The 19,886-nt window shown below is 38.6% G+C and carries 18 protein-coding genes; 14 read left to right on the forward strand and 4 right to left on the reverse strand.

Going from position 1 to position 19,886, the window contains the following annotated elements; all coding sequences use genetic code 11:
• Positions 1-2 precede the first annotated feature (2 nt).
• A complete protein-coding gene (locus ACSQ7D_RS02700) occupies positions 3-2,372 on the forward strand; it encodes an ATP-dependent helicase (RefSeq protein ID WP_437135278.1) in 2,370 nt (789 codons plus the stop codon).
• Positions 2,373-2,499: 127 nt separating this feature from the next.
• Here ACSQ7D_RS02700 and ACSQ7D_RS02705 read toward each other — a convergent pair whose 3' ends face one another.
• The gene (locus ACSQ7D_RS02705) at positions 2,500-2,928 is read right to left on the reverse strand and encodes a hypothetical protein (protein WP_437135279.1); all 429 of its coding nucleotides are present in this window, start codon (positions 2,926-2,928) and stop codon (positions 2,500-2,502) included.
• A 100-nt stretch (positions 2,929-3,028) separates the two neighbouring features.
• Between ACSQ7D_RS02705 and bshA the strand changes: the two genes are divergently transcribed.
• A complete protein-coding gene (bshA, locus tag ACSQ7D_RS02710) occupies positions 3,029-4,153 on the forward strand; it encodes an N-acetyl-alpha-D-glucosaminyl L-malate synthase BshA (protein WP_437135280.1) in 1,125 nt (374 codons plus the stop codon).
• Positions 4,154-4,481: 328 nt separating this feature from the next.
• On the opposite strand, the gene ACSQ7D_RS02715 is transcribed toward bshA, so the two are convergent.
• Entirely contained in the window at positions 4,482-5,381 is a 900-nt protein-coding gene (locus ACSQ7D_RS02715; RefSeq protein WP_437135281.1) for a GYDIA family GHMP kinase, read from the reverse strand.
• A gap of 66 nt (positions 5,382-5,447) precedes the next feature.
• Between ACSQ7D_RS02715 and ACSQ7D_RS02720 the strand changes: the two genes are divergently transcribed.
• From ACSQ7D_RS02720 to ACSQ7D_RS02730, 3 genes are read left to right on the forward strand one after another with little or no spacing between them, the layout of a single operon-like run.
• Entirely contained in the window at positions 5,448-6,365 is a 918-nt protein-coding gene (locus ACSQ7D_RS02720; RefSeq protein WP_002672389.1) for a leucine-rich repeat domain-containing protein, read from the forward strand.
• 24 nt (positions 6,366-6,389) lie between these two features.
• A complete protein-coding gene (gene pdxA / locus ACSQ7D_RS02725) occupies positions 6,390-7,448 on the forward strand; it encodes a 4-hydroxythreonine-4-phosphate dehydrogenase PdxA (protein ID WP_009417349.1) in 1,059 nt (352 codons plus the stop codon).
• A gap of 7 nt (positions 7,449-7,455) precedes the next feature.
• A complete protein-coding gene (locus ACSQ7D_RS02730; protein WP_009417358.1) occupies positions 7,456-8,340 on the forward strand; it encodes a Ppx/GppA phosphatase family protein in 885 nt (294 codons plus the stop codon).
• Positions 8,341-8,431: 91 nt separating this feature from the next.
• Here the strand turns inward: ACSQ7D_RS02730 and ACSQ7D_RS02735 are convergent, their stop codons facing one another.
• The gene (locus ACSQ7D_RS02735; protein WP_009417310.1) at positions 8,432-9,616 is read right to left on the reverse strand and encodes an alpha-hydroxy acid oxidase; all 1,185 of its coding nucleotides are present in this window, start codon (positions 9,614-9,616) and stop codon (positions 8,432-8,434) included.
• A gap of 316 nt (positions 9,617-9,932) precedes the next feature.
• On the opposite strand from ACSQ7D_RS02735, the gene lepA reads away from it, so the two are divergent.
• The 9 genes from lepA to ACSQ7D_RS02780 all read left to right on the forward strand — a co-directional run bounded on the left by lepA (position 9,933) and on the right by ACSQ7D_RS02780 (position 19,151).
• Positions 9,933-11,729, forward strand: coding sequence for a translation elongation factor 4 (lepA, locus tag ACSQ7D_RS02740; RefSeq protein ID WP_437135282.1), 1,797 nt, complete (start codon positions 9,933-9,935; stop codon positions 11,727-11,729).
• The gene (locus ACSQ7D_RS02745) at positions 11,722-13,194 is read left to right on the forward strand and encodes a hypothetical protein (protein WP_437135283.1); all 1,473 of its coding nucleotides are present in this window, start codon (positions 11,722-11,724) and stop codon (positions 13,192-13,194) included. The genes lepA and ACSQ7D_RS02745 overlap by 8 nt, the downstream gene beginning before the upstream one ends.
• Before the next feature lie 24 nt (positions 13,195-13,218).
• Positions 13,219-13,608, forward strand: a complete 390-nt coding sequence (locus ACSQ7D_RS02750) for an HU family DNA-binding protein (RefSeq protein WP_437135284.1) — start codon at positions 13,219-13,221, stop codon at positions 13,606-13,608.
• Between the two features lie 147 nt (positions 13,609-13,755).
• Complete coding sequence (locus ACSQ7D_RS02755) at positions 13,756-14,307, forward strand: hypothetical protein (RefSeq protein ID WP_437135285.1); 552 nt, start codon at positions 13,756-13,758, stop codon at positions 14,305-14,307.
• Positions 14,308-14,343: 36 nt separating this feature from the next.
• Positions 14,344-14,481: a hypothetical protein gene (locus ACSQ7D_RS02760; protein WP_437135286.1), complete on the forward strand. Its 138-nt coding sequence runs from the start codon at positions 14,344-14,346 to the stop codon at positions 14,479-14,481.
• 57 nt (positions 14,482-14,538) lie between these two features.
• Positions 14,539-15,444 (forward strand): hypothetical protein, encoded by a 906-nt coding sequence (locus ACSQ7D_RS02765; RefSeq protein WP_437135287.1) that lies wholly within the window; start codon positions 14,539-14,541, stop codon positions 15,442-15,444.
• 79 nt (positions 15,445-15,523) lie between these two features.
• Positions 15,524-17,374, forward strand: a complete 1,851-nt coding sequence (locus ACSQ7D_RS02770; RefSeq protein ID WP_437135288.1) for a DNA topoisomerase IV subunit B — start codon at positions 15,524-15,526, stop codon at positions 17,372-17,374.
• Positions 17,371-18,351, forward strand: coding sequence for a polyprenyl synthetase family protein (locus ACSQ7D_RS02775; protein ID WP_437135289.1), 981 nt, complete (start codon positions 17,371-17,373; stop codon positions 18,349-18,351). The genes ACSQ7D_RS02770 and ACSQ7D_RS02775 overlap by 4 nt, the downstream gene beginning before the upstream one ends.
• Positions 18,352-18,416: 65 nt before the next feature.
• A complete protein-coding gene (locus ACSQ7D_RS02780; RefSeq protein ID WP_437135290.1) occupies positions 18,417-19,151 on the forward strand; it encodes a shikimate dehydrogenase family protein in 735 nt (244 codons plus the stop codon).
• Between the two features lie 15 nt (positions 19,152-19,166).
• On the opposite strand, the gene ACSQ7D_RS02785 is transcribed toward ACSQ7D_RS02780, so the two are convergent.
• Positions 19,167-19,826: a class I SAM-dependent methyltransferase gene (locus tag ACSQ7D_RS02785; protein ID WP_437135291.1), complete on the reverse strand. Its 660-nt coding sequence runs from the start codon at positions 19,824-19,826 to the stop codon at positions 19,167-19,169.
• Between the last annotated feature and the right edge of the window lie 60 nt (positions 19,827-19,886).

Consider the following 19,886-nt stretch of genomic DNA (forward strand, 5'->3'; position numbering starts at 1 on the left):
TTATGGATACATTTTTAAAGGAATTAGAAAGTCTAAATGCCCCTCAACGTGCTGCCGTGCTTCAAAAAGATGGACCTATCATCGTGATAGCAGGAGCAGGCTCTGGTAAAACTCGCGTGCTTACTTATCGCATAGCCAACTTGATGAGAGAAGGTGTAGATGCTTTCAATATCCTTGCTCTTACCTTTACTAATAAGGCTGCCAACGAAATGAAAAAGCGTATTGCCAGTCTTGTAGGCAACAACGAAGCAAAGAACCTATGGATGGGTACATTCCACTCTGTTTTTGCTAAAATCTTGCGCATCGAAGCCGATAAATTGGGATATCCTCAAAATTTTACTATATATGACACTCAAGATTCCCAACGTCTTATTAATGGCATCATTAAGGAGATGGAGTTGGACAAAGATATCTATAAGTATAAACGAATACAATCGCGTATTTCTTCCTTTAAAAACAGTCTTATTACGGTGAGAGCCTATTTTAATAATCCTGAACTGATGGAAGCTGATGCAATGGCAAGACAACCACGTTTAGGAGAAATTTATCAAGAATATGTAGATAGGTGTTTTAAAGCAGGAGCAATGGATTTTGACGATTTATTGCTGAAAACAAATGAACTCCTCAATCTATATCCTGATGTATTGGCAAAATATCAAAATAGGTTTAGGTATATTCTTGTAGATGAGTATCAAGATACCAATCACTCTCAATATCTTATCGTGAAGGCTTTGGCAGACCGTTTTCATAACATTTGTGTAGTAGGAGATGATGCGCAAAGTATTTATGCTTTTAGGGGAGCAAACATCAATAATATTCTCAATTTCAAAAATGATTATCCAGAGGCAAAAGAATATAAGTTAGAGCAAAATTATCGTTCTACAAAAAATATTGTGGAAGCGGCTAATAGCGTGATAGAACACAATAAAATACGATTGGAAAAGGTAGTTTTCACTGAAAATGAATTAGGTGAACCTATTAAAGTGCATAGAAGTCCTACTGATGCTGATGAAGGTCGTTTTGTAGCGAGCTCTATCTTCGAAAACAAGATGCAACACCAGCTTCCTAATGGTAATTTTGCGGTACTTTATCGCACTAATTCACAATCACGTGCTATTGAAGATGCACTTAGAAAACGTGACATTCCATACCGCATCTATGGCGGATTGTCATTCTACCAACGCAAGGAAATCAAAGATATGCTTGCTTATTTGAGGCTAATTATCAATCCAAATGATGAGGAAGCTTTGGTGCGCATTATCAATTTTCCTGCACGAGGAATTGGAGAAACTACAATGGAAAAGCTTACTTTGGCAGCAAATCATTATAAGAAGTCTATCTTCGAGATAATGTATAACATCAATAAACTTCCAGAACTGCACATCAACACTACTACAAAGCAAAAACTTACTGATTTTGTGGTAATGATTCTTAACCTTCAAGCACTCAATGAAAAAGCTAACGTTTTTGAAGTTGCCGAACAAGTCGCCAAGAAAACAGGGCTTTTACAAGAGTTTAAAAAAGATGGTACCCCCGAGGGTATAGCCAAAATGGAAAACATCGAAGAGATGCTTAATGGTATGAAAGATTTTGTAGAAGGACAAGAAGATGTAGCAGATAGCAGGGCAAGTCTTTCAGAATATTTAGAAGATGTTGCTTTGGCTACTGATATGGATAAAGAAATAGGTGATGATGACCGTGTAGCTTTGATGACTATTCACTTGGCAAAAGGATTGGAGTTTCCGTATGTATACGTGGTAGGGATGGAAGAAGATTTATTTCCTTCGGCAATGAGCATACAATCACGTAATGATTTGGAAGAAGAAAGAAGGTTATTTTATGTAGCACTCACCCGTGCTGAGAAACAAGCCTATTTAACTTATGCAGAAAACCGTTATCGTTGGGGAAAACTTTCTGATGCCGAGCCAAGTAGATTTATCGAAGAAATAGATGAACGCTATTTGCAGTATCTTACACCTTCTATTTCTAATCCTAATTATCGTTATAAACCACTTATTGATAGGGATATTTTTGGTGAAGTAGATAAAAGTAAACTACGTTTGCAGAAACCTATAAGTGGAATACCTCCTCATAAAAACGCCCCAACAGGAGAAGAACAACAAAAACTCAGGAAGTTAAAACCTGTGAATGCTTTGTATAATTCTAATAGTAATAATAAAAATACTTATAACGGACTGGATATAGGAACAGCAGTTTATCACGAACGTTTCGGTCGTGGTAAAGTAATTTCATTGGAGGGAACAGGAAATGATAAAAAGGCGCAAATAAATTTCGAGACAGGAGGCTTAAAAAATATATTATTACGCTTTGCTAAACTAACTATTATCGATAGTTTGAACGAAGATTTATAACCCTCGTTAGCTATTCGTCATTTCGAATTAAAGAGCCTTATACCTATTTTAAGCGGAGGTACCAATTCCTGACTGAGAGGCTCACTCGATAACAAGAGGTTTTCTATAACTTTATAGAAAGCCTCTTTTATTTGTTATAATTCACCCAAATAGCTGTACCTCCTCCTTTGCGGTCGTAAATAGACTTAATACTTCCCCAAGAGAAAATGCGTTCCTTGCCTATATGTGCTGTAAGCCATTGGTCATAGTATTTTTCAGTCTGCAATTCGTATACTTCACTCCAATCGTCCCACGAGGTTTGTTTTTCATTCTTCATTGCAAAACCTAAGAATTTCAGCTGTTCTCCTTCAAAACAAAGCGACACACTAAATAACTTCCCTTCAAAAGAACAATCGCTGAAATACAACCAATAATAGCCTGTCCCTACGTCCCATACTTCGTTATTAGGAAAACGTTCTCTAAGAATTGTAAAAGTAGTATCAGCAGTGATGGTCTCTCCTTTTATAAGGAGAAAATCGCCGTTTTTAATATTTATAAAAGAATCTAAAGTTTTCATATAGAACGCTGTTTACTGAGTACAAAGATATAATTTTTTGTTAATATTTTCAATACCCACAGAAAAATTAGTACCTTTGCCTCTCTAATATATATCAAATATGAATATAGCCATAGTGTGTTACCCTACCTTTGGAGGGAGTGGTGTTGTAGCTACCGAACTCGGGATTGCCTTAGCTCGCAAAGGTCATCAGGTGCACTTTATCACGTATAGTTACCCGGTGCGTTTAGACTTCTTGGAGATGAACATTCACTTTCACGAAGTGCACGTAGAGGAATACCCCTTGTTTCACTACCAGCCTTACGAACTAGCATTGTCCAGCAAAATGGCTTATGTGATAAAAACCTATCACATAGATATTTTGCACGTGCATTATGCCATTCCGCACGCTTATGCAGGTTATATGGCTAAACAAATGCTCAAACGGGAAGGGATAGAAGTGCCTATGGTAACGACCCTTCACGGCACCGATATTACCCTTGTGGGCAACCACCCTACTTACAAAGAGGCAGTCACGTTTAGCATCAACCAGTCGGATATTGTAACTTCAGTGTCCGAGAGTTTGAAGCAAGATACTCTAAGACTTTTCCGTATAGATAAAGATATTAAGGTAATTCCTAACTTCACAAATATAAAAAAATCCAAAGAAACTTCCCCTTGCAAACGCACTGTAATGGCAAAGCCTGAGGAACTCATCGTTACACACATTAGTAACTTTAGGAAGGTAAAACGCATAGACGATGTGGTGAGAATTTTTTATGGCATTCAGCAGAAACTTCCTGCTAAGCTCATAATGGTAGGTGACGGACCTGAGCGCGAGATAGCCGACCAGCTCTGCAAGGATTTAGGCATCAAAAGCAAAGTGCTGTTTTTAGGTAATACTTCTGATATAGACCGCATTTTGTGTTTCACCGATTTATTCTTACTCCCTTCTGCTTCTGAGAGCTTTGGACTTTCGGCATTAGAAGCAATGGCAGCAGGCGTTCCGGTAGTATCGAGCAATACGGGAGGACTTCCAGAAGTGAATGAAGAGGGCGTATCGGGCTATCTGTGCCCCATAGGCGATGTAAAAGCAATGGCTGAGAAGGCTATTTACATACTTGAAGACAAAACCCGATTGGCACAATTTAAACAGAATGCCCGAAAAGTAGCCGAACGTTTTGACGAGGATAGAATAGTGCCAATGTATGAAGCACTTTACTACAGTGCTATCGACAATAAATAGGGAAAGTGCTTTTGCGTTTTTTCTGTTAAAAATAGTTAAAACAGCTATTTTTCTTCAAAATAGGACAGTAAAATATTTTTTAGCTCTAAATTTATAAAGTACTGAAAAACAGTACAACTAAACATTATCGTATCTTATAGGTAACTTATAGGAAACTCGAAGCTAAAGCGAAGGTAAGACGAACCTAAGACGAAGGAAAGACGAAGGAATGAGCTTACTATACTGAATATCAGAGGGAGATAAGACGATTTTAAAATATTGAATAAATTAAGGGTAAAACCTCAATTTTAACAGAAAAAATGCAAGAGTAGCAATTCAGAGGTTTAAGTTATATCATTTCGTTGTAAGGAACACAAGTACCAAAACCTTTGGAGGCAAAATAAGCGGGGGTATCTTCGGTTTCGGAAATGGCTAATACAAAATCACCACCCCAAGCGCCCAAACTCTTCACTGTGCCGTTGAAATCGGAAAAAAGGCGTTCTTTAACGGTGGGCATATTCAAGTAGTTGCTAATGAGGGTTTCGTGTTCGTTTAATATCTGGCAAACATCGGCTATGGTGTGCGCTAAAACAAACTGTTCAGTAAGGCGAGTAATGCTCTCAGCAAGTTTGCGTTTACTTTTAGTTACTGACCGATAACGCGCAATTCCGTCCTTGCTATTTTGTTTCTGATTGAGATAAACGAAGTAGATTTGATGCGTATGAGGAAAAAGAAAGCGCAAAGGGTAACTATGTGGTTTGCCTCCTTCTAACTTATACAACAATGGAGTATTGCTTTTGGCACAAGCGATATCGTAACCACTGCCACCAAAACTCTTAAAAAGCAGTTCGTATGGATTTACGGCTGCCCACTGCGCTATATTGTTGATGAGTGTAGAGGAAGTGCCTAAGCCCCACAAACGAGGGAACTCTAAATGAGTTTGCACTTGAGAGTGTAGCCATTTATCTTTGAAATTGGGGTTGAGGTGAGTAGCCGTAGTGAGTATTTTTTGCAATGTTTGTGCTATTTGTTGGTCGGTTTCAGTAGTGAGTGTCGCACTGTCGAACCACAAATCACCGTTGGCATCAAAGGCTTGCCATCGGTTTTCGTTTGCTCCTTCTATTACCTTCAATGTCTGTCCTTTCTGGGTGGGTAAAGCAAAAGCGAGCGCTCCGTCGAGCACCGCATATTCGCCCGTAATGAGCAATTTACCATTACTATGAAAAGAATAAGTTTGTGTTACTCCCATATTTTTTATATCTTTGCACTCTGAAAGGACAAAAGTAATAATTATTTACAGATAAAAAATAGAACAATGAAAAAAATAAAACAACTTTTATGCGTGTTTGCCCTCGCAATTCCGTTTGTTGCAGGGGCACAATCTATGCAAATAAGAATTGCCACTACCAGCGGAGATGAACAAAGTTTCAGGAGCGCTGAAGAGCTTATGAAGACTAACTTTGCTAAGCTAAAAGAAGTTAGAATTTATAGCAATTCAAATAATGAAGTGCAAGTAAGTGAGGCTTTATTGAGAAGGCTTTTCAGTGAAGCACAGCAACTTGAAGTATTGGAAATAAAGGAAGTGGGGATAGCTTCATTTCCTGAGCTAAGTGTTGAAAATAAAACACTAAAAGTATTGGTGTTACGCCTCAATAACCTAAGCAAATTGCCTGAGAACATCGGCAGTCTTTCGGCTTTGCAAACTATAGATATCTATAACCCGATTACCGAAGTACCTGCGTCACTTATGAACTTAAAACAGTTAGAAAATTTGAAGTTTGAAGGAGCTGAATTTACAGATTTCCCTGAGCAAGTGTTTGCCTTACCTAAATTGAAATCACTTATCATCAGTCAGTTTGACACGAAGAACAAAATAAAAGTACTTCCTGATAACTTCGACAAGTTGCCACTACTTGAAGAACTATCGTTGCGCAATGCTGCACTTAGCGAAGTGCCTGCCTCAGTAGGACGTTTACCAAAGTTAGAAAACGTATACTTCAATGCGAACAACCTCACTAAATTACCACAAGCATTGGCTGAAAATCCACGATTAACTTACGTGAATATCAACGACAATCCGCTTGATTTCAAACAGTTTATAAAATCGATAGAGAAAATACAGTGGAAGGGTGTTTTATACATCAACAACCGTAATTTCACTACTCAGCAATACGAAGAAGTAGAAAAACGCTTGCCCAGAATAAGCGTATTCTACACTCAGAGAGAAGAATAAGTACCCTAAAATGCATTTCATTTTATGAAAGAAAAACCCATAAAAGTAGGAATTTCCATTGGTGATATGAACGGTGTAGGACTTGAAATTATCCTAAAAACCTTTGAAGACCACCAAATATTGGAACTGTGTACGCCTATTATTTTTGCTTCGAACAAGTTAGTTTCTTTTCAGAAGAAACATTTCAATACCACTGCCAATTTTCAAGGAATTGAGAGTGTGGAAGCTGCTATTGACGGCAAGCTAAATGTGCTAAACTGCTGGAAAGAAACCCCTACGGTCACCTTCGGACAAGAAACCGAAGAAGGTGGCAAATATGCCTTTTTATCATTACAAGCTGCGGTAGAAGCATTAAAAAACAACAGTATTGATGTGCTAGTAACCGCTCCTATCAATAAGAACAACATACAGTCGGACGCGTTTCACTTCCCTGGTCACACTGATTATTTGGCACAAGAGCTCAACGGTACTAGCCTGATGTTTATGGTGAGCGAAGACCTGAAAGTGGGTTTACTTACTGATCACGTGCCTTTGAAAGAGGTTTCTTCTCTCATTACAGAAGCCCTCATTATGGAGAAAGCGCGCCTGATGAACGAATCACTCATTAAGGACTTCCGCTTACAACGCCCTAAAATAGCCGTATTGGGCATTAATCCACATTGCGGAGATAAAGGCGTGATAGGTAACGAAGATGACGAAGTGTTACGCCCAGCCTTGAAAAAGCTATATTTCGATGAGAATATATTAGTATTTGGACCTTTTGCTGCCGATAGTTTTTTCGGTTCACAAACCTACCGGAATTACGATGCGGTATTAGCACCTTACCACGACCAAGGGCTTATCGCGTTCAAAACCATTGCCTTTGGCAGTGGAGTGAACTACACAGCAGGACTTAGCAAAGTACGCACTTCGCCCGACCACGGTACGGCTTACGAAATAGCAGGCAAGGGCATTGCCGACCCTGAGTCGTTCCGTCACGCTATTTTCACTGCTTTAGATGTGTTTAGAAACCGTGAGGAATATGCTGAACTGACCAAGAATCCGCTAAAAGTGCGCTCTTTAGAAATGGATAAAGACAAATAATTACGATATGAATATCAAAAAATTAGGAGCGATAGACATAGGATCGAACGGGGTGAGATTGCTCATATCGAACGTATTGGAAGAGCCTAACGAAGCTCCGAAATTTACCAAAGCCAGCTTGGTGCGCGTGCCTATCCGTTTGGGAGCTGATGTGTTTTTAGACGGGCTCATCTCAGAAGAAAACACCGATAGATTGGCAGACACGATGCAAGCGTTCAGTTTACTGATGAAAGTAAACCAAGTGGAAAAGTATCGCGCTTGTGCGACCTCGGCAATGCGAGAATCTACCAATGGGCAACAAGTAGCCGATGAGGTATACAAACGTACAGGAGTGCGCATAGATATTATAGATGGCGCCGAAGAGGCGAGCATTATTGCTTCTACCGATATTTCAAGTTTAATACAAAAAGATAAAGATTACCTATACATAGACGTAGGCGGGGGTAGTACTGAGTTTACGGTCTTCTCGAAGGGGAAGGTAAAAAAGTCGCGTTCGTTCCCCATAGGTACAGTACGTTTATTAGACAACAAAGTAAGCAATAAAACGTGGGAAGAAGTAGAACACTGGATAAAAAAGCACACGAAAGACTGTGAGCATATAGAAGCCATTGGTTCAGGAGGGAACATCAACAAGATACACAAGAACTCCAACAGCAGAGAAGGAGAACCACTGAGCTATCAGTACCTCACCGATTACCTTAACTATGTATCGGGATTTACTTACGATGAACGCATCAGGCTCTTAGGCTTTAATCCCGACCGTGCCGACGTAATTTTGTATGCACTTACAGTGTTCATCAATGCGATGAAATGGTCAGGAGCAGAAATTGTGCACGTACCCCGTATTGGTCTTGCCGATGGGATTGTAAGGAGCATTTATAATGAAGAATAAGTGGTTTAAATTTTAATAGTTTGTAATAAAAAGTGAAAGAGCTTAATACATCATTCGTATTAAGCTCTTTCTTTTTACAATGAAAGTTAAACTAAACTCGGAAATTATTGCTTGGTAGAGGATAAGTACCCTCTACTAAAATACTACTATCTACATCTTGGAGGTTACGATGACCTGAAAAAGCCATAGTAGTATCCATTTCGTCATATAATATTTGCAAAGCACGTGTTACGCCTTCTTCGCCATAAGCACCGAGCCCATATACAGGAGCACGACCAAGCATAATACCTTTGGCTCCTAACGCCCACGCTTTGAGCATATTTTGCCCTGTATAGAAACCAGAGTCTATCCATACTTCGGTTTGGCTACCTACGGCACTTACAATATCGGGGAGTGCTTTGATAGTGGAAATAGTATCGTCCATTTGGCGACCACCGTGGTTAGACACAATGATAGCATCGGCACCATATTTCACAGCTTCGATAGCATCTTCAGGAGTCATAATACCCTTTAAGATGATAGGTCCCCCCCATAATTCTTTAATTTCGGCGATATCTTTCCAACTAAGACTTGGGTCGAACTGCTCTTTTGTCCAAGAGGAAAGTGAAGAGAGGTCGGATACGCTTTTCGCGTGACCTGCAATATTGCGGAATGTCCAACGGCGATTGCCAAACACATAGCGCAACCCCCAAGGAATTTTAGTAGAGAGGTTAATCATATTAGGGATAGTGAACTTAGGAGGGGTGGAAAGTCCATTCTTGATATCGCGATGACGATTGCCGAGCACCTGCAAATCTACGGTTATCATTAAAGCAGAGCATTTAGCATCTTTAGCACGACGAATAAGGTCTTTCATAAAATCGCGGTCGCGCATTACATACAACTGAAACCAAAAGGGCTCTACTCCTGCTTCTACCAAATCTTCGATAGAACAGATAGACATCGTAGAAAGCGTGAAGGGGATTCCAAATTTTTGAGCAGCTTTTGCCATATGGATTTCACCATCAGCCCACATCATTCCCATAAAGCCAACAGGAGCCGTCATAGCGGGAAACTTTACCTTTTGCCCTAAAAGAGTACTTTCGAGGGTACGGTTATCCATATCCACTAATATGCGTTGACGGAATTTAATAGGGTTAAAATCGGAAACATTTTCTCTGTAAGTTGATTCAGTCCAAGAGCCGGTGTCTACATACTCATAGAACATCTTAGGGACGTTGCGTTTACACACCACACGCAAGTCCTCAATGTTTGTCATTTTAGTTAAATCTCTCATTTGGATAAGTTTTTTAAATTGATAATTTTAATACTTTTAAAGAAAGAGATATTGTTTTCTTTTTCTAATTTGGTCGCAAATATAAACAATAATTTTGATTTAGCAACTTTTTCTTTTGAAAAAGTAAATTTACAATCAAAAATATATTACAAATAATCCAATAAACTACAAATGAGAACCTCTTTAAAGCACGATAGAACTTTCAATTTGTGAATTGACAATTATTTTCTATCTTTGCACCTTTAATTATTAGTTCGTTGTCTCTCGGTACAGACAACTCACAACTCATCACTAAAAACTAAACACTAAAAAACAAATGAAGAACATACGTAATTTCTGCATTATTGCACATATCGACCACGGGAAGAGTACCTTAGCCGACCGTTTGCTCGACTTTACCCAAACCGTAACCGAACGCGAAAAACAAGACCAATTGCTCGACAATATGGACTTGGAGCGCGAGCGCGGTATTACTATCAAGAGCCACGCGATACAAATGGAATATGTGTACAAAGGCGAAACGTATATTCTCAACCTTATCGATACCCCCGGTCACGTGGATTTCTCTTATGAGGTATCGCGTTCCATCGCTGCTTGCGAGGGGGCGCTCCTCATCGTAGATGCCGCTCAAAGCATACAAGCACAAACGATTTCTAACCTCTACTTGGCTCTCGAAAACGACCTTGAAATCATTCCCGTACTCAACAAAATAGACCTACCCAGTGCTAACCCCGAAGAGGTGAAAGACGATATAGTAGACCTATTAGGTTGTTCGCCCGATGAGATTATCCCTGCCAGCGGAAAAACAGGTTTGGGTGTAGAGGCAATTTTGGAGGCTATTATAGAGCGTATTCCTGCCCCTACCGGCGACCCTAAGGCACCGCTACAAGCATTGATATTCGACTCGGTATACAACTCCTTCCGCGGGGTGGAGACTTACTTCCGGGTGATGAACGGTGAAATACGCAAGGGACAGAAAATCAAATTTATGTCCAACGGCAAAATCTATGATGCAGATGAGGTGGGTACGCTCAAACTCAACCAAGTGCCCAAACAAGTGATTGGCACCGGCGATGTGGGTTACCTTATCACCGGTATTAAGGATGCGCGTGAGGTGAAGGTGGGTGATACTATTACCTCGGCAGTAGACGGCTGTAAAGAAGCTATTGATGGTTTTGAGAATGTAAAACCAATGGTATTCGCGGGAATTTATCCGGTAGACACCGAAGATTACGAAGAGCTACGCGCCTCGATGGAAAAACTGCAACTGAACGATGCCTCGCTGGTGTTTACCCCCGAAAGTTCTGCCGCTTTGGGCTTTGGCTTCCGCTGTGGATTCTTAGGAATGTTGCACTTAGAAATCGTACAAGAGCGTCTGGAACGCGAGTTTGGTATGACGGTGATTACCACCGTGCCCAACGTAAGTTACCACGCCTTTACCAAAAAAGAACCTGAAAAAGAGATTATCGTAAATAACCCTTCTGACCTACCCGACCCGTCGAAATTAGACCGTGTGGAAGAGCCGTATATCAAGGCGAGCATCATCACCAAATCGGATTTTATAGGCCAGGTGATGTCGCTCTGTATTGAGAAACGCGGACAGATAACTAACCAGCACTACCTCACCCCTGAGCGTGTAGAGCTGAACTTTGATATGCCACTTGCCGAAATCGTATTCGACTTCTACGACCGCCTCAAAACAGTGAGCAAGGGCTATGCCTCGTTTGACTATTCGCCTATTGGGATGCGTGCTTCTAACCTTGTGAAAGTGGATATCCTCATCAACTCGCAATCGGTAGATGCGCTTTCGGCTCTTATTCACGCCGATAATGCTTATAATATAGGCAAGAAGATGTGCGAGAAGCTCCGCGAGCTGATCCCGCGCCAGCAGTTTGACATTCCGATACAGGCGGCTATTGGGGCTAAAATTATCTCTCGTGAGACTATTAAAGCCCTCCGTAAGGACGTTACTGCCAAATGTTACGGAGGGGACATCTCGCGTAAGCGTAAGCTATTGGAGAAACAGAAAGCCGGTAAGAAACGTATGCGCCAAGTGGGGAATGTGGAGATACCACAGAGTGCGTTTATGGCGGTGCTGAAACTGAATGACTAATTTTTTAAATTTATATAAAAATGCTATGGAAAATATGAGTAACTTACCACAGGAAATACAAAATACCAATCAAAGTTTAGCTTTACTAACTAGTTTTGAAACAGGTTTGAAAAGTGCACTAGATTCTTATTCTTTACCTATAGATAATATCTTTGCAGATACTCAAGAAAGGGTAAAGACTTTTAAGAATTTGAACGATGTATTAAATCAAATTCCTTTAGAAGTCAGACAACAATCGTTATATCTTTCAAAATTTATAGCTAGTGCAGCTTCAGGACTTTTTGATGCAGCTTTAAATTATCTTTGGGACGAAACTATATTGCAAATAAGAAAAAGAGTATCTCAATATGATATTGACTTTTTTTATGATAATGCTGTTTTGGGTGATGATAGGAAAAAACTGAAAGATGAAAAGGATTTAGATAAAATAGATGATACATCTCTTATAAGAGGAGCTAAAGAAATAGGATTAATATCTGATTTAGGTTTTAGGCATCTTGAATATATTAAATATATGAGAAATTGGGCTAGTGCAGCGCATCCAAATAATAGTCAGATTAGAGGACTACAATTAATTGAATGGCTAGAAACTTGCGTAAAAGAGGTTATTACATTACCTATTTCAAATGTAACAGTTCATATAAAAAGGCTACTACGAAGTATTAAAAATACAGCTATAACTGATAAAGAAGCGGAAGAAATTACTTTATTTACAACAAAATTAACACAAGATCAAATAAATAATCTTGCATCTGGCTTTTTTGGTATATATGTAAAAATTGAAACAGATAGTCAAACCCGGCAAAATATTAATAAACTTTTACCTGATATATGGGGAAGAGTTGATGAAGAAATTAAAAATAATTTTGGATTAAAATATGCTCATTTTACAGCAAATAACACTCAGGAAGAAAAAAAATTATCAAGACAATTTTTACAAATAGTTAATGCTGAAAATTATATTCCTGATGACTTAAGAAGTATAGAAATAGATAATGCTATAAATGATTTTCTTTCTGCTCATAGAAGTTTTAATAATTTTTATACCGAACCAGCCCTTGCTAGACAACTTCTTAGACTTGTAGGTGATGATTTGAAAATACCAAAATCTTTAGAAAAAAAATTCATTATTGCAATAGTAGAAGCATTTTTAACAAATGGAAATGGTACTGCTATTAATGCAAATGATATTTATAAGAAAATATTAACAAACCTTAATTCACATCAAGGAAATATAGCTGTTTTATCATTTACAGATTCAAAAATTAGTAGTAGATTACAATTTGATTTATGTGAAAAAAAATACAAAGAACTTATAGAAATAGTAAAACCAAGTATAACATCTCCTCCAGTAAATGAGGTAATTGATTATATAACAAATCAATTTAATGGTAAGTATATGAACTTAATGAATGATAAATGGATAAAAACCTCCATTGAAAATCTGAAAATATTATTAAAATAAACTAACCATTTAAACTTATATTTTATGCCTGTAAAATACAATGTAGTAGAGCGTAAGAATCTGTTAGATAAAACAGCGGCTCCCAAGTTTTATGCCAGTGCCAAAGCCGATGGCGAAGTCTCTTTGAAGGCACTTGCCAAAGAAATTGCACAGGGTAGCACCACCGTATCGGATACCGATGTGTTGGCTGTGCTTAACGACCTTACCAAAGTACTCATTAGGCACCTATCGGAAGGCAAAATCGTGAAGTTGGGCGACTTTGGTAACTTCCAAATTACCCTTACCAGCGAGGGCGCTCCCACCGCCGAGAAGTTCACCGCTTCGCTCATCAAGGGCAACAAAATTCAGTTCCGCCCAGGTGCCGACCTCCGCGAGATGCTCAAAACCGTTAAGTACGAAAAATACAAGAAGTAGCACCCCGTATCACACCGATATATATGCGTGAGCCTACGGGTATATACCTATGGGCTCACGGGTATATACTGGTAACACGACGGGTATATACCCGTGAAGTGATGGGTATATATCTATAAATAATAGAAAATACTAAAAATAAACATAATGACAATAGAGGATTTAAAAAGGAAAATACAAAATGCTACTTTAGATGAATCAATAGATATGTTCAGAAAAGAAATTGAAAAATTAAAAATAAATCATAAAGAATTAAGCGATATTGATAATTCTGATAACTCTAAATCTGATTATTGTGTCATGGTAGATTTATCTAATTGGAACGAAGAAGATAAAAAAGAATTATTTTTATATGCATTAAGAGGAATAAACTATGCAACTTTTATATTATACAATCTCTCATATTTTCCCGTAGGAGATTTTAACAGCATTTTAAACGCAATTGAAGGAAATAATAAGATTAACATAAATAGGAAAGGTATAAAATGGTATTCTAAACATTTAAAAAAGAAATTAAGAGAGCAAGGAGTTATATTTGATGATTTAAAAGTAAATAGTACTCATAAAAATTTTTATCATGAAAGGGAAACCTATAATGAATATAATGGTAGTTATGCTCAAGATATAGAAAATTTAAGTGACCAATTTATTAATGAAGTCTTTGATGGTGATCCTGATTTGTATTGGAATATAGATTAGACTTAAAATAACAAAGAAAACAATTTTAAGAAAAAGATGTTTGCATATAAGTATATCCCGAAACTTATTGGCTGGGGTAAGGCACAAAACTGGATAGGAAGTAATAAAATAGCTCCTTTGAATGGGTTACTTTTCTTACAATTATTGGGTTATGATATTACTTATAGAAACTAGTAAATAACCTTATATGACAAATAATACTAAAAAAACCACTCTTAACAAAAACATACTATGGACTTTTTAACAGGAAAAACATTATCCGACACTATTTACGATACCCTTTTTAAGGCGGAAAAGGAGCTTATTATCATTTCGCCTTATATTCAGCTGGGAGATTACCTCAAAGACAATGTTTTTAAACAGCTTTTAAACAACACCAAACTGCATATACTCATTGGGTTTGGCAAAAGCACCTCTAATGGAGAAGAAAATTGTAAGCGTGAAGATATTGAGTACTTCTTGGGCTTCCCGAATATCACAATGGTGTATATTCCACAGTTACACGGACAATATTATGCCAACGAAAAGCAATCGGTGATTACCTCTATGAACCTTTTGGATTACTCGCTGGAAAACAAGGTAGAGTTTGGCGTACTCGCCGAAAAAGCCCTCACCGACCTTGTAAACAAAAACAATTTCTTCGAAACTTCCAAAAACACCATTATGAGTGTACTCGACAGCGGTTACACTATCTTTGCTAAACGCCCTAACTACAACAAGAAGTTTTTAGGTCTGGCGAAAGACTATGTGGGCTCTACCGTGCATTTGGATTTGGTAGACGATGTATTGTCTAACAAGGAGGTGAAGCCTATCCGCTACTCCTCTTTTGTACCCGAAAACTACGTAAATGCTGAGAACAGACCACTCGCAGAACGCGAGCCTCCCCCTGAAAGAGCTATAGAAACCGAAACACCTCAGGAAAATGCCGTACAAGAAGAGAAAAAAGGGCACTGTATCCGTTGTAATACCGCTATTCCTTTTGACCCTTCGAAGCCTTTGTGCGACAGCTGTTATGAAGCGTGGGTGAAGTTCGGCAACCGTTTCTATGAAGAGAAGTACTGCCATTGCTGTGGTGAGGAGAAGAAAGTAACGGTAGCGACACCTTTATGTTATAATTGTTTTTCAAAACAATTGTAAGCAAAGGAGACAGATTTTTATTTTTTGAATATGAATAATTTTTAATACTTTTGCACATCTAAAAACGAAAGTAAACTTTATGGAAGAAATTAGATATGACGAGGATAGTATCCGCTCTTTGGACTGGCAAGAACACATTCGCACACGCCCTGGTATGTATATCGGGAAGCTGGGCGATGGCTCTTCAGCCGACGACGGTATTTACATCCTTCTCAAAGAGGTCATCGATAACTGTATAGACGAGTTCGTGATGGGAGCTGGTAAGACCATCGACGTAAAAATCACCGATAACCAAGTAGAAGTACGCGACTATGGGCGCGGTATCCCCTTAGGAAAGGTAGTAGATGTAGTATCGAAAATGAATACGGGGGGTAAGTACGACTCCCGAGCTTTTAAGAAATCTATCGGACTCAATGGGGTGGGTACAAAAGCTGTGAATGCCCTTTCTACCTACTTCAAAGTGGAATCGGTGCGCGATGGTCAATGCAAATCGGCTATTTTTGAGAGAGGTCTGCTAAAAGAAGAAAGTGCCATTGAAGAAAGCCAGAAAAGGCGCGGTACCAGTGTAGCTTTTATTCCAGACGACACTATCTTTAAGAACTTCAAGTTCCGTAATGAGTATGTGGTGCGTATGCTCAAAAACTACGTATACCTCAACCCAGGTCTTACTATCAACTACAATGGTGAAAAGTACTATTCTGAAAACGGACTCAAAGACCTCCTCACCGAAAACAACAATGAAGAGGATTTTCTTTACCCTATCATTCACCTTAGAGGTGAAGATATTGAGATTGCCATATCTCACAGCAAAACTCAGTACAGCGAAGAGTATTACTCTTTTGTAAACGGTCAGAACACTACACAAGGGGGTACGCACCTCAATGCTTTCAAAGAGGCTTATGTAAAGACCATTCGCGACTTTTATAAAAAAAACTATGATGCCTCCGATGTGCGTAAGTCTATCATCGCGGGTCTATCAATCAAAGTGATGGAACCTGTGTTTGAGAGCCAGACTAAAACTAAGCTCGGTTCTACCGAAATGGGAGAAGGAATGCCTTCTGTACGCACCTATATCAATGATTTCATCAGTCGCCACTTAGATGATTTCCTACATAAAAACCCTGAGATATCCGATGCGCTACAACGGAAGATTATGCAGGCACAACGCGAACGTGAAGACTTGGCAGGTATTCGCAAATTGGCAAAAGAAAGAGCTAAAAAAGCAAGCTTACACAACCGTAAACTACGCGACTGTCGCGTGCATCTTACCGATACCAAAGACGAGCGTGCCCTACAAAGCACCTTGTTCATTACTGAGGGAGATTCAGCTTCGGGCTCTATTACCAAATCACGTGATGTAACCACACAAGCCGTTTTCTCACTACGTGGTAAACCTTTGAATACCTACGGAATGAGTAAGAAAATAGTGTATGAAAATGAAGAGTTCAACCTATTACAAGCCGCCCTAAATATTGAAGACTCTATGGACGACCTTCGCTACAATAACATCGTGGTAGCCACTGATGCCGATGTAGACGGTATGCACATTCGTCTTTTGCTTATCACTTTCTTTTTGCAGTTCTTCCCCGAAATCATTAAAGAAGGGCATTTATATATACTGCAAACACCTCTGTTCCGTGTGCGCAACAAAACGCAAAAAATATATTGTTACAGCGAAGAAGAAAAGGAAGCAGCCATAGACAAGTTAAAGAGCAAACCTGAAATTACTCGTTTTAAAGGATTGGGAGAAATTTCCCCCGATGAGTTTAAAGATTTTATAGGGGAAGATATACGCTTAGACCCTGTAATGATGGACAAAACTATCCATACCGAACAGCTCTTGGAGTTCTATATGGGCAAAAACACTCCTGATCGTCAAGAGTTTATCATCAATAATCTAAAAGTAGAAATTGATAACTTCGAGCAATGAAGATAACAGCTCAAATAAAAGAACCTATCCGTGAAGAAATGGAACTTTTTGAACAGAAGTTCCGTAGCTCGATGTCGTCTAAGGTTGCCTTACTGAATCGTATTACCTACTATATTGTAAACCGCAAAGGCAAGCAAATGCGACCAATGTTTGTGTTCTTGGTAGCCAAGATGGTATCGGGAGGTAAGGTGAGCGAACGCACCTATCGGGGAGCATCGGTAATAGAGCTCATACACACTGCTACCCTTGTACACGATGATGTAGTGGACGACAGCAACAAGCGCCGAGGGTTCTTCTCAATCAATGCCTTATGGAAAAACAAGATAGCTGTATTGGTGGGTGATTACCTACTTTCTAAAGGCTTACTACTCTCTATAGACAATGGTGATTTCGACTTATTGCGCATTATCTCGGTAGCCGTACGTGAAATGAGTGAAGGCGAACTCTTGCAGATAGAAAAAGCTCGTCGGTTAGATATTGTAGAAGAGGTGTACTACGAGATTATCCGTCAGAAAACCGCGACACTTATAGCCGCTTGTTGTGCGATGGGAGCTTGTTCGGTACAGCCAGAACAAACCGAACTGATAGAGAAAATGCGACTTTTTGGTGAATACATAGGAATGGCTTTCCAAATAAAAGACGACCTTTTTGATTATACCGAAGACGCAATTGGCAAACCTACGGGTATAGATATTAAAGAACAAAAAATGACCCTACCACTTATTTATGTACTTAATATTTGTTCCGAAGAAGAAAAACAATGGCTTATTAATTCGGTAAAAAAATACAACAAAGACAAAAAACGCGTAAAGGAAGTAATTGAATTTGTAAAGAATCATAAAGGGCTGGAATATGCTACGACTAAAATGAAAGAGTTCCAACAAAAAGCCCTAAATATATTGGATGAATTCCCAACCTCACCTTATAAAGAAGCTTTAACCCTAATGGTAAATTACGTGATTGATAGGAAAATTTAAGTTAGGTAAGAGGTAACATTCAGTATAGATAATATATAGTTTATCTATTAAAAAAGCGTTTTCTTATGACAACTTTTGCTCTTGTGGGGTGCAACATTGACTATTCTTTTTCTCAAAAATATTTCACTGAGAAATTTAAACGAGAAGGTATTAATGATTGTGAATATATCAATTTTGATATACAAAATCTCAATGAATTACCCGCTCTCTTAAAAAGCACTCCCAATTTGCGAGGAATGAATGTTACCATTCCGTATAAGCGAGAAATAATGAAGCTACTTACTGCCGTTGATGCTACTGCACAAGCCATTGGAGCTGTAAATACTATAAAAGTTACCCCTGATGGACTTGTCGGTTATAATACCGACTACTATGGCTTTAGTAAATCATTATCTCCCTTATTGCAACCACAGCATACTCACGCTCTTATCTTAGGCACGGGAGGTGCATCGAGTGCTGTTGCCTATGCCCTCAAGCAACTAAATATTGATTATCGTTTTGTATCCCGCACACCACAGATAAATCAGTTTGGTTATACAGAGCTTACCAAAGAGATTATAGAAAATTATCATCTTATTATTAACTGTACTCCCTTAGGTACATTTCCTAATATTAATGACTGTCCTCCTATTCCTTATCAGTATCTCACTCCTGAGCACTTGCTTTATGACCTTATTTATAATCCTTCACAAACTACATTTCTACACAGAGGGGAAAAGCAGGGAGCTACTACTTGTAATGGGCAACTAATGTTAGAACTTCAAGCTGAAAAAGCGTGGGAAATATGGAATAAAGAATAAAAAGCAGAGAGGTTTTTATTTTTCTCCCATCATTATGCAATAAGGACGACGTATTTTCTTGCCACTCTTAGAAACAAGTGTTTCTTCAAAAGTATACTCTTTGATATTCTTAAACCCTATGCGTGAGAGTATTTTTTGCACTTCGGGAACAGTATAAAACTTAAATCCTACTTGTGCAAAAGGAGCTTTCTCACCTACTGACTTATCAATAAAAGTAATCACTACCTTTCCCATAGGCTTGAGCAACTGATAAATATTGCGATAATAGCGAGTAGGGCTTTTGAGAAAGTAAAGTGTATTGACTGAAAAGCAAACATCAAAAAGTATATTAAACTCAAGTCTCTCATCGGGTTGTACTTGCAGAAAAGAAACAGATTGTTGCGCTACCAATTCGGGATTGCTTACAGTAGCCTCAGTTATCATTTCCACAGAAGTTTCTACTCCTGTATAGTGAATGGTTGGCTCTTTTTCAAATAAATAAGGTAAATGGCTGGCATTGCCAAAGCCAATTTCTAAAACATTGCTATTGGGCAAAAGTGATAAATAATCAATAGTATTGAAAATCATAGTGCGATTGGAAAAGAAAGTATATTCACCTACTTCTTTTGCATATATTCCGCTGGGGCAACGCAATAACTGTCCTAAAAGTTGCATATCGGTTACTGGAGGATTCATTATTTCTATTTAGTATTTCAAATAGTTAGACGGCAAAGATACATTTTTTTCGCATAATAG

It is taken from the genome of Capnocytophaga sp. G1920 (genome assembly GCF_051417515.1).

Coding starts and splice junctions, on each gene's coding strand:
- ACSQ7D_RS02775 (WP_437135289.1), top strand. CDS start 17,371: ATGAAGATAACAGCTCAAATAAAAGAACCTATCCGTGAAGAAATGGAA.
- ACSQ7D_RS02785 (WP_437135291.1), bottom strand. CDS start 19,826: ATGAATCCTCCAGTAACCGATATGCAACTTTTAGGACAGTTATTGCGT.
- ACSQ7D_RS02755 (WP_437135285.1), top strand. CDS start 13,756: ATGACAATAGAGGATTTAAAAAGGAAAATACAAAATGCTACTTTAGAT.
- pdxA (WP_009417349.1), top strand. CDS start 6,390: ATGAAAGAAAAACCCATAAAAGTAGGAATTTCCATTGGTGATATGAAC.
- ACSQ7D_RS02730 (WP_009417358.1), top strand. CDS start 7,456: ATGAATATCAAAAAATTAGGAGCGATAGACATAGGATCGAACGGGGTG.
- ACSQ7D_RS02750 (WP_437135284.1), top strand. CDS start 13,219: ATGCCTGTAAAATACAATGTAGTAGAGCGTAAGAATCTGTTAGATAAA.
- ACSQ7D_RS02715 (WP_437135281.1), bottom strand. CDS start 5,381: ATGGGAGTAACACAAACTTATTCTTTTCATAGTAATGGTAAATTGCTC.
- bshA (WP_437135280.1), top strand. CDS start 3,029: ATGAATATAGCCATAGTGTGTTACCCTACCTTTGGAGGGAGTGGTGTT.
- ACSQ7D_RS02720 (WP_002672389.1), top strand. CDS start 5,448: ATGAAAAAAATAAAACAACTTTTATGCGTGTTTGCCCTCGCAATTCCG.
- ACSQ7D_RS02745 (WP_437135283.1), top strand. CDS start 11,722: ATGACTAATTTTTTAAATTTATATAAAAATGCTATGGAAAATATGAGT.
- ACSQ7D_RS02765 (WP_437135287.1), top strand. CDS start 14,539: ATGGACTTTTTAACAGGAAAAACATTATCCGACACTATTTACGATACC.
- ACSQ7D_RS02770 (WP_437135288.1), top strand. CDS start 15,524: ATGGAAGAAATTAGATATGACGAGGATAGTATCCGCTCTTTGGACTGG.
- ACSQ7D_RS02700 (WP_437135278.1), top strand. CDS start 3: ATGGATACATTTTTAAAGGAATTAGAAAGTCTAAATGCCCCTCAACGT.
- ACSQ7D_RS02735 (WP_009417310.1), bottom strand. CDS start 9,616: ATGAGAGATTTAACTAAAATGACAAACATTGAGGACTTGCGTGTGGTG.
- lepA (WP_437135282.1), top strand. CDS start 9,933: ATGAAGAACATACGTAATTTCTGCATTATTGCACATATCGACCACGGG.
- ACSQ7D_RS02780 (WP_437135290.1), top strand. CDS start 18,417: ATGACAACTTTTGCTCTTGTGGGGTGCAACATTGACTATTCTTTTTCT.
- ACSQ7D_RS02705 (WP_437135279.1), bottom strand. CDS start 2,928: ATGAAAACTTTAGATTCTTTTATAAATATTAAAAACGGCGATTTTCTC.
- ACSQ7D_RS02760 (WP_437135286.1), top strand. CDS start 14,344: ATGTTTGCATATAAGTATATCCCGAAACTTATTGGCTGGGGTAAGGCA.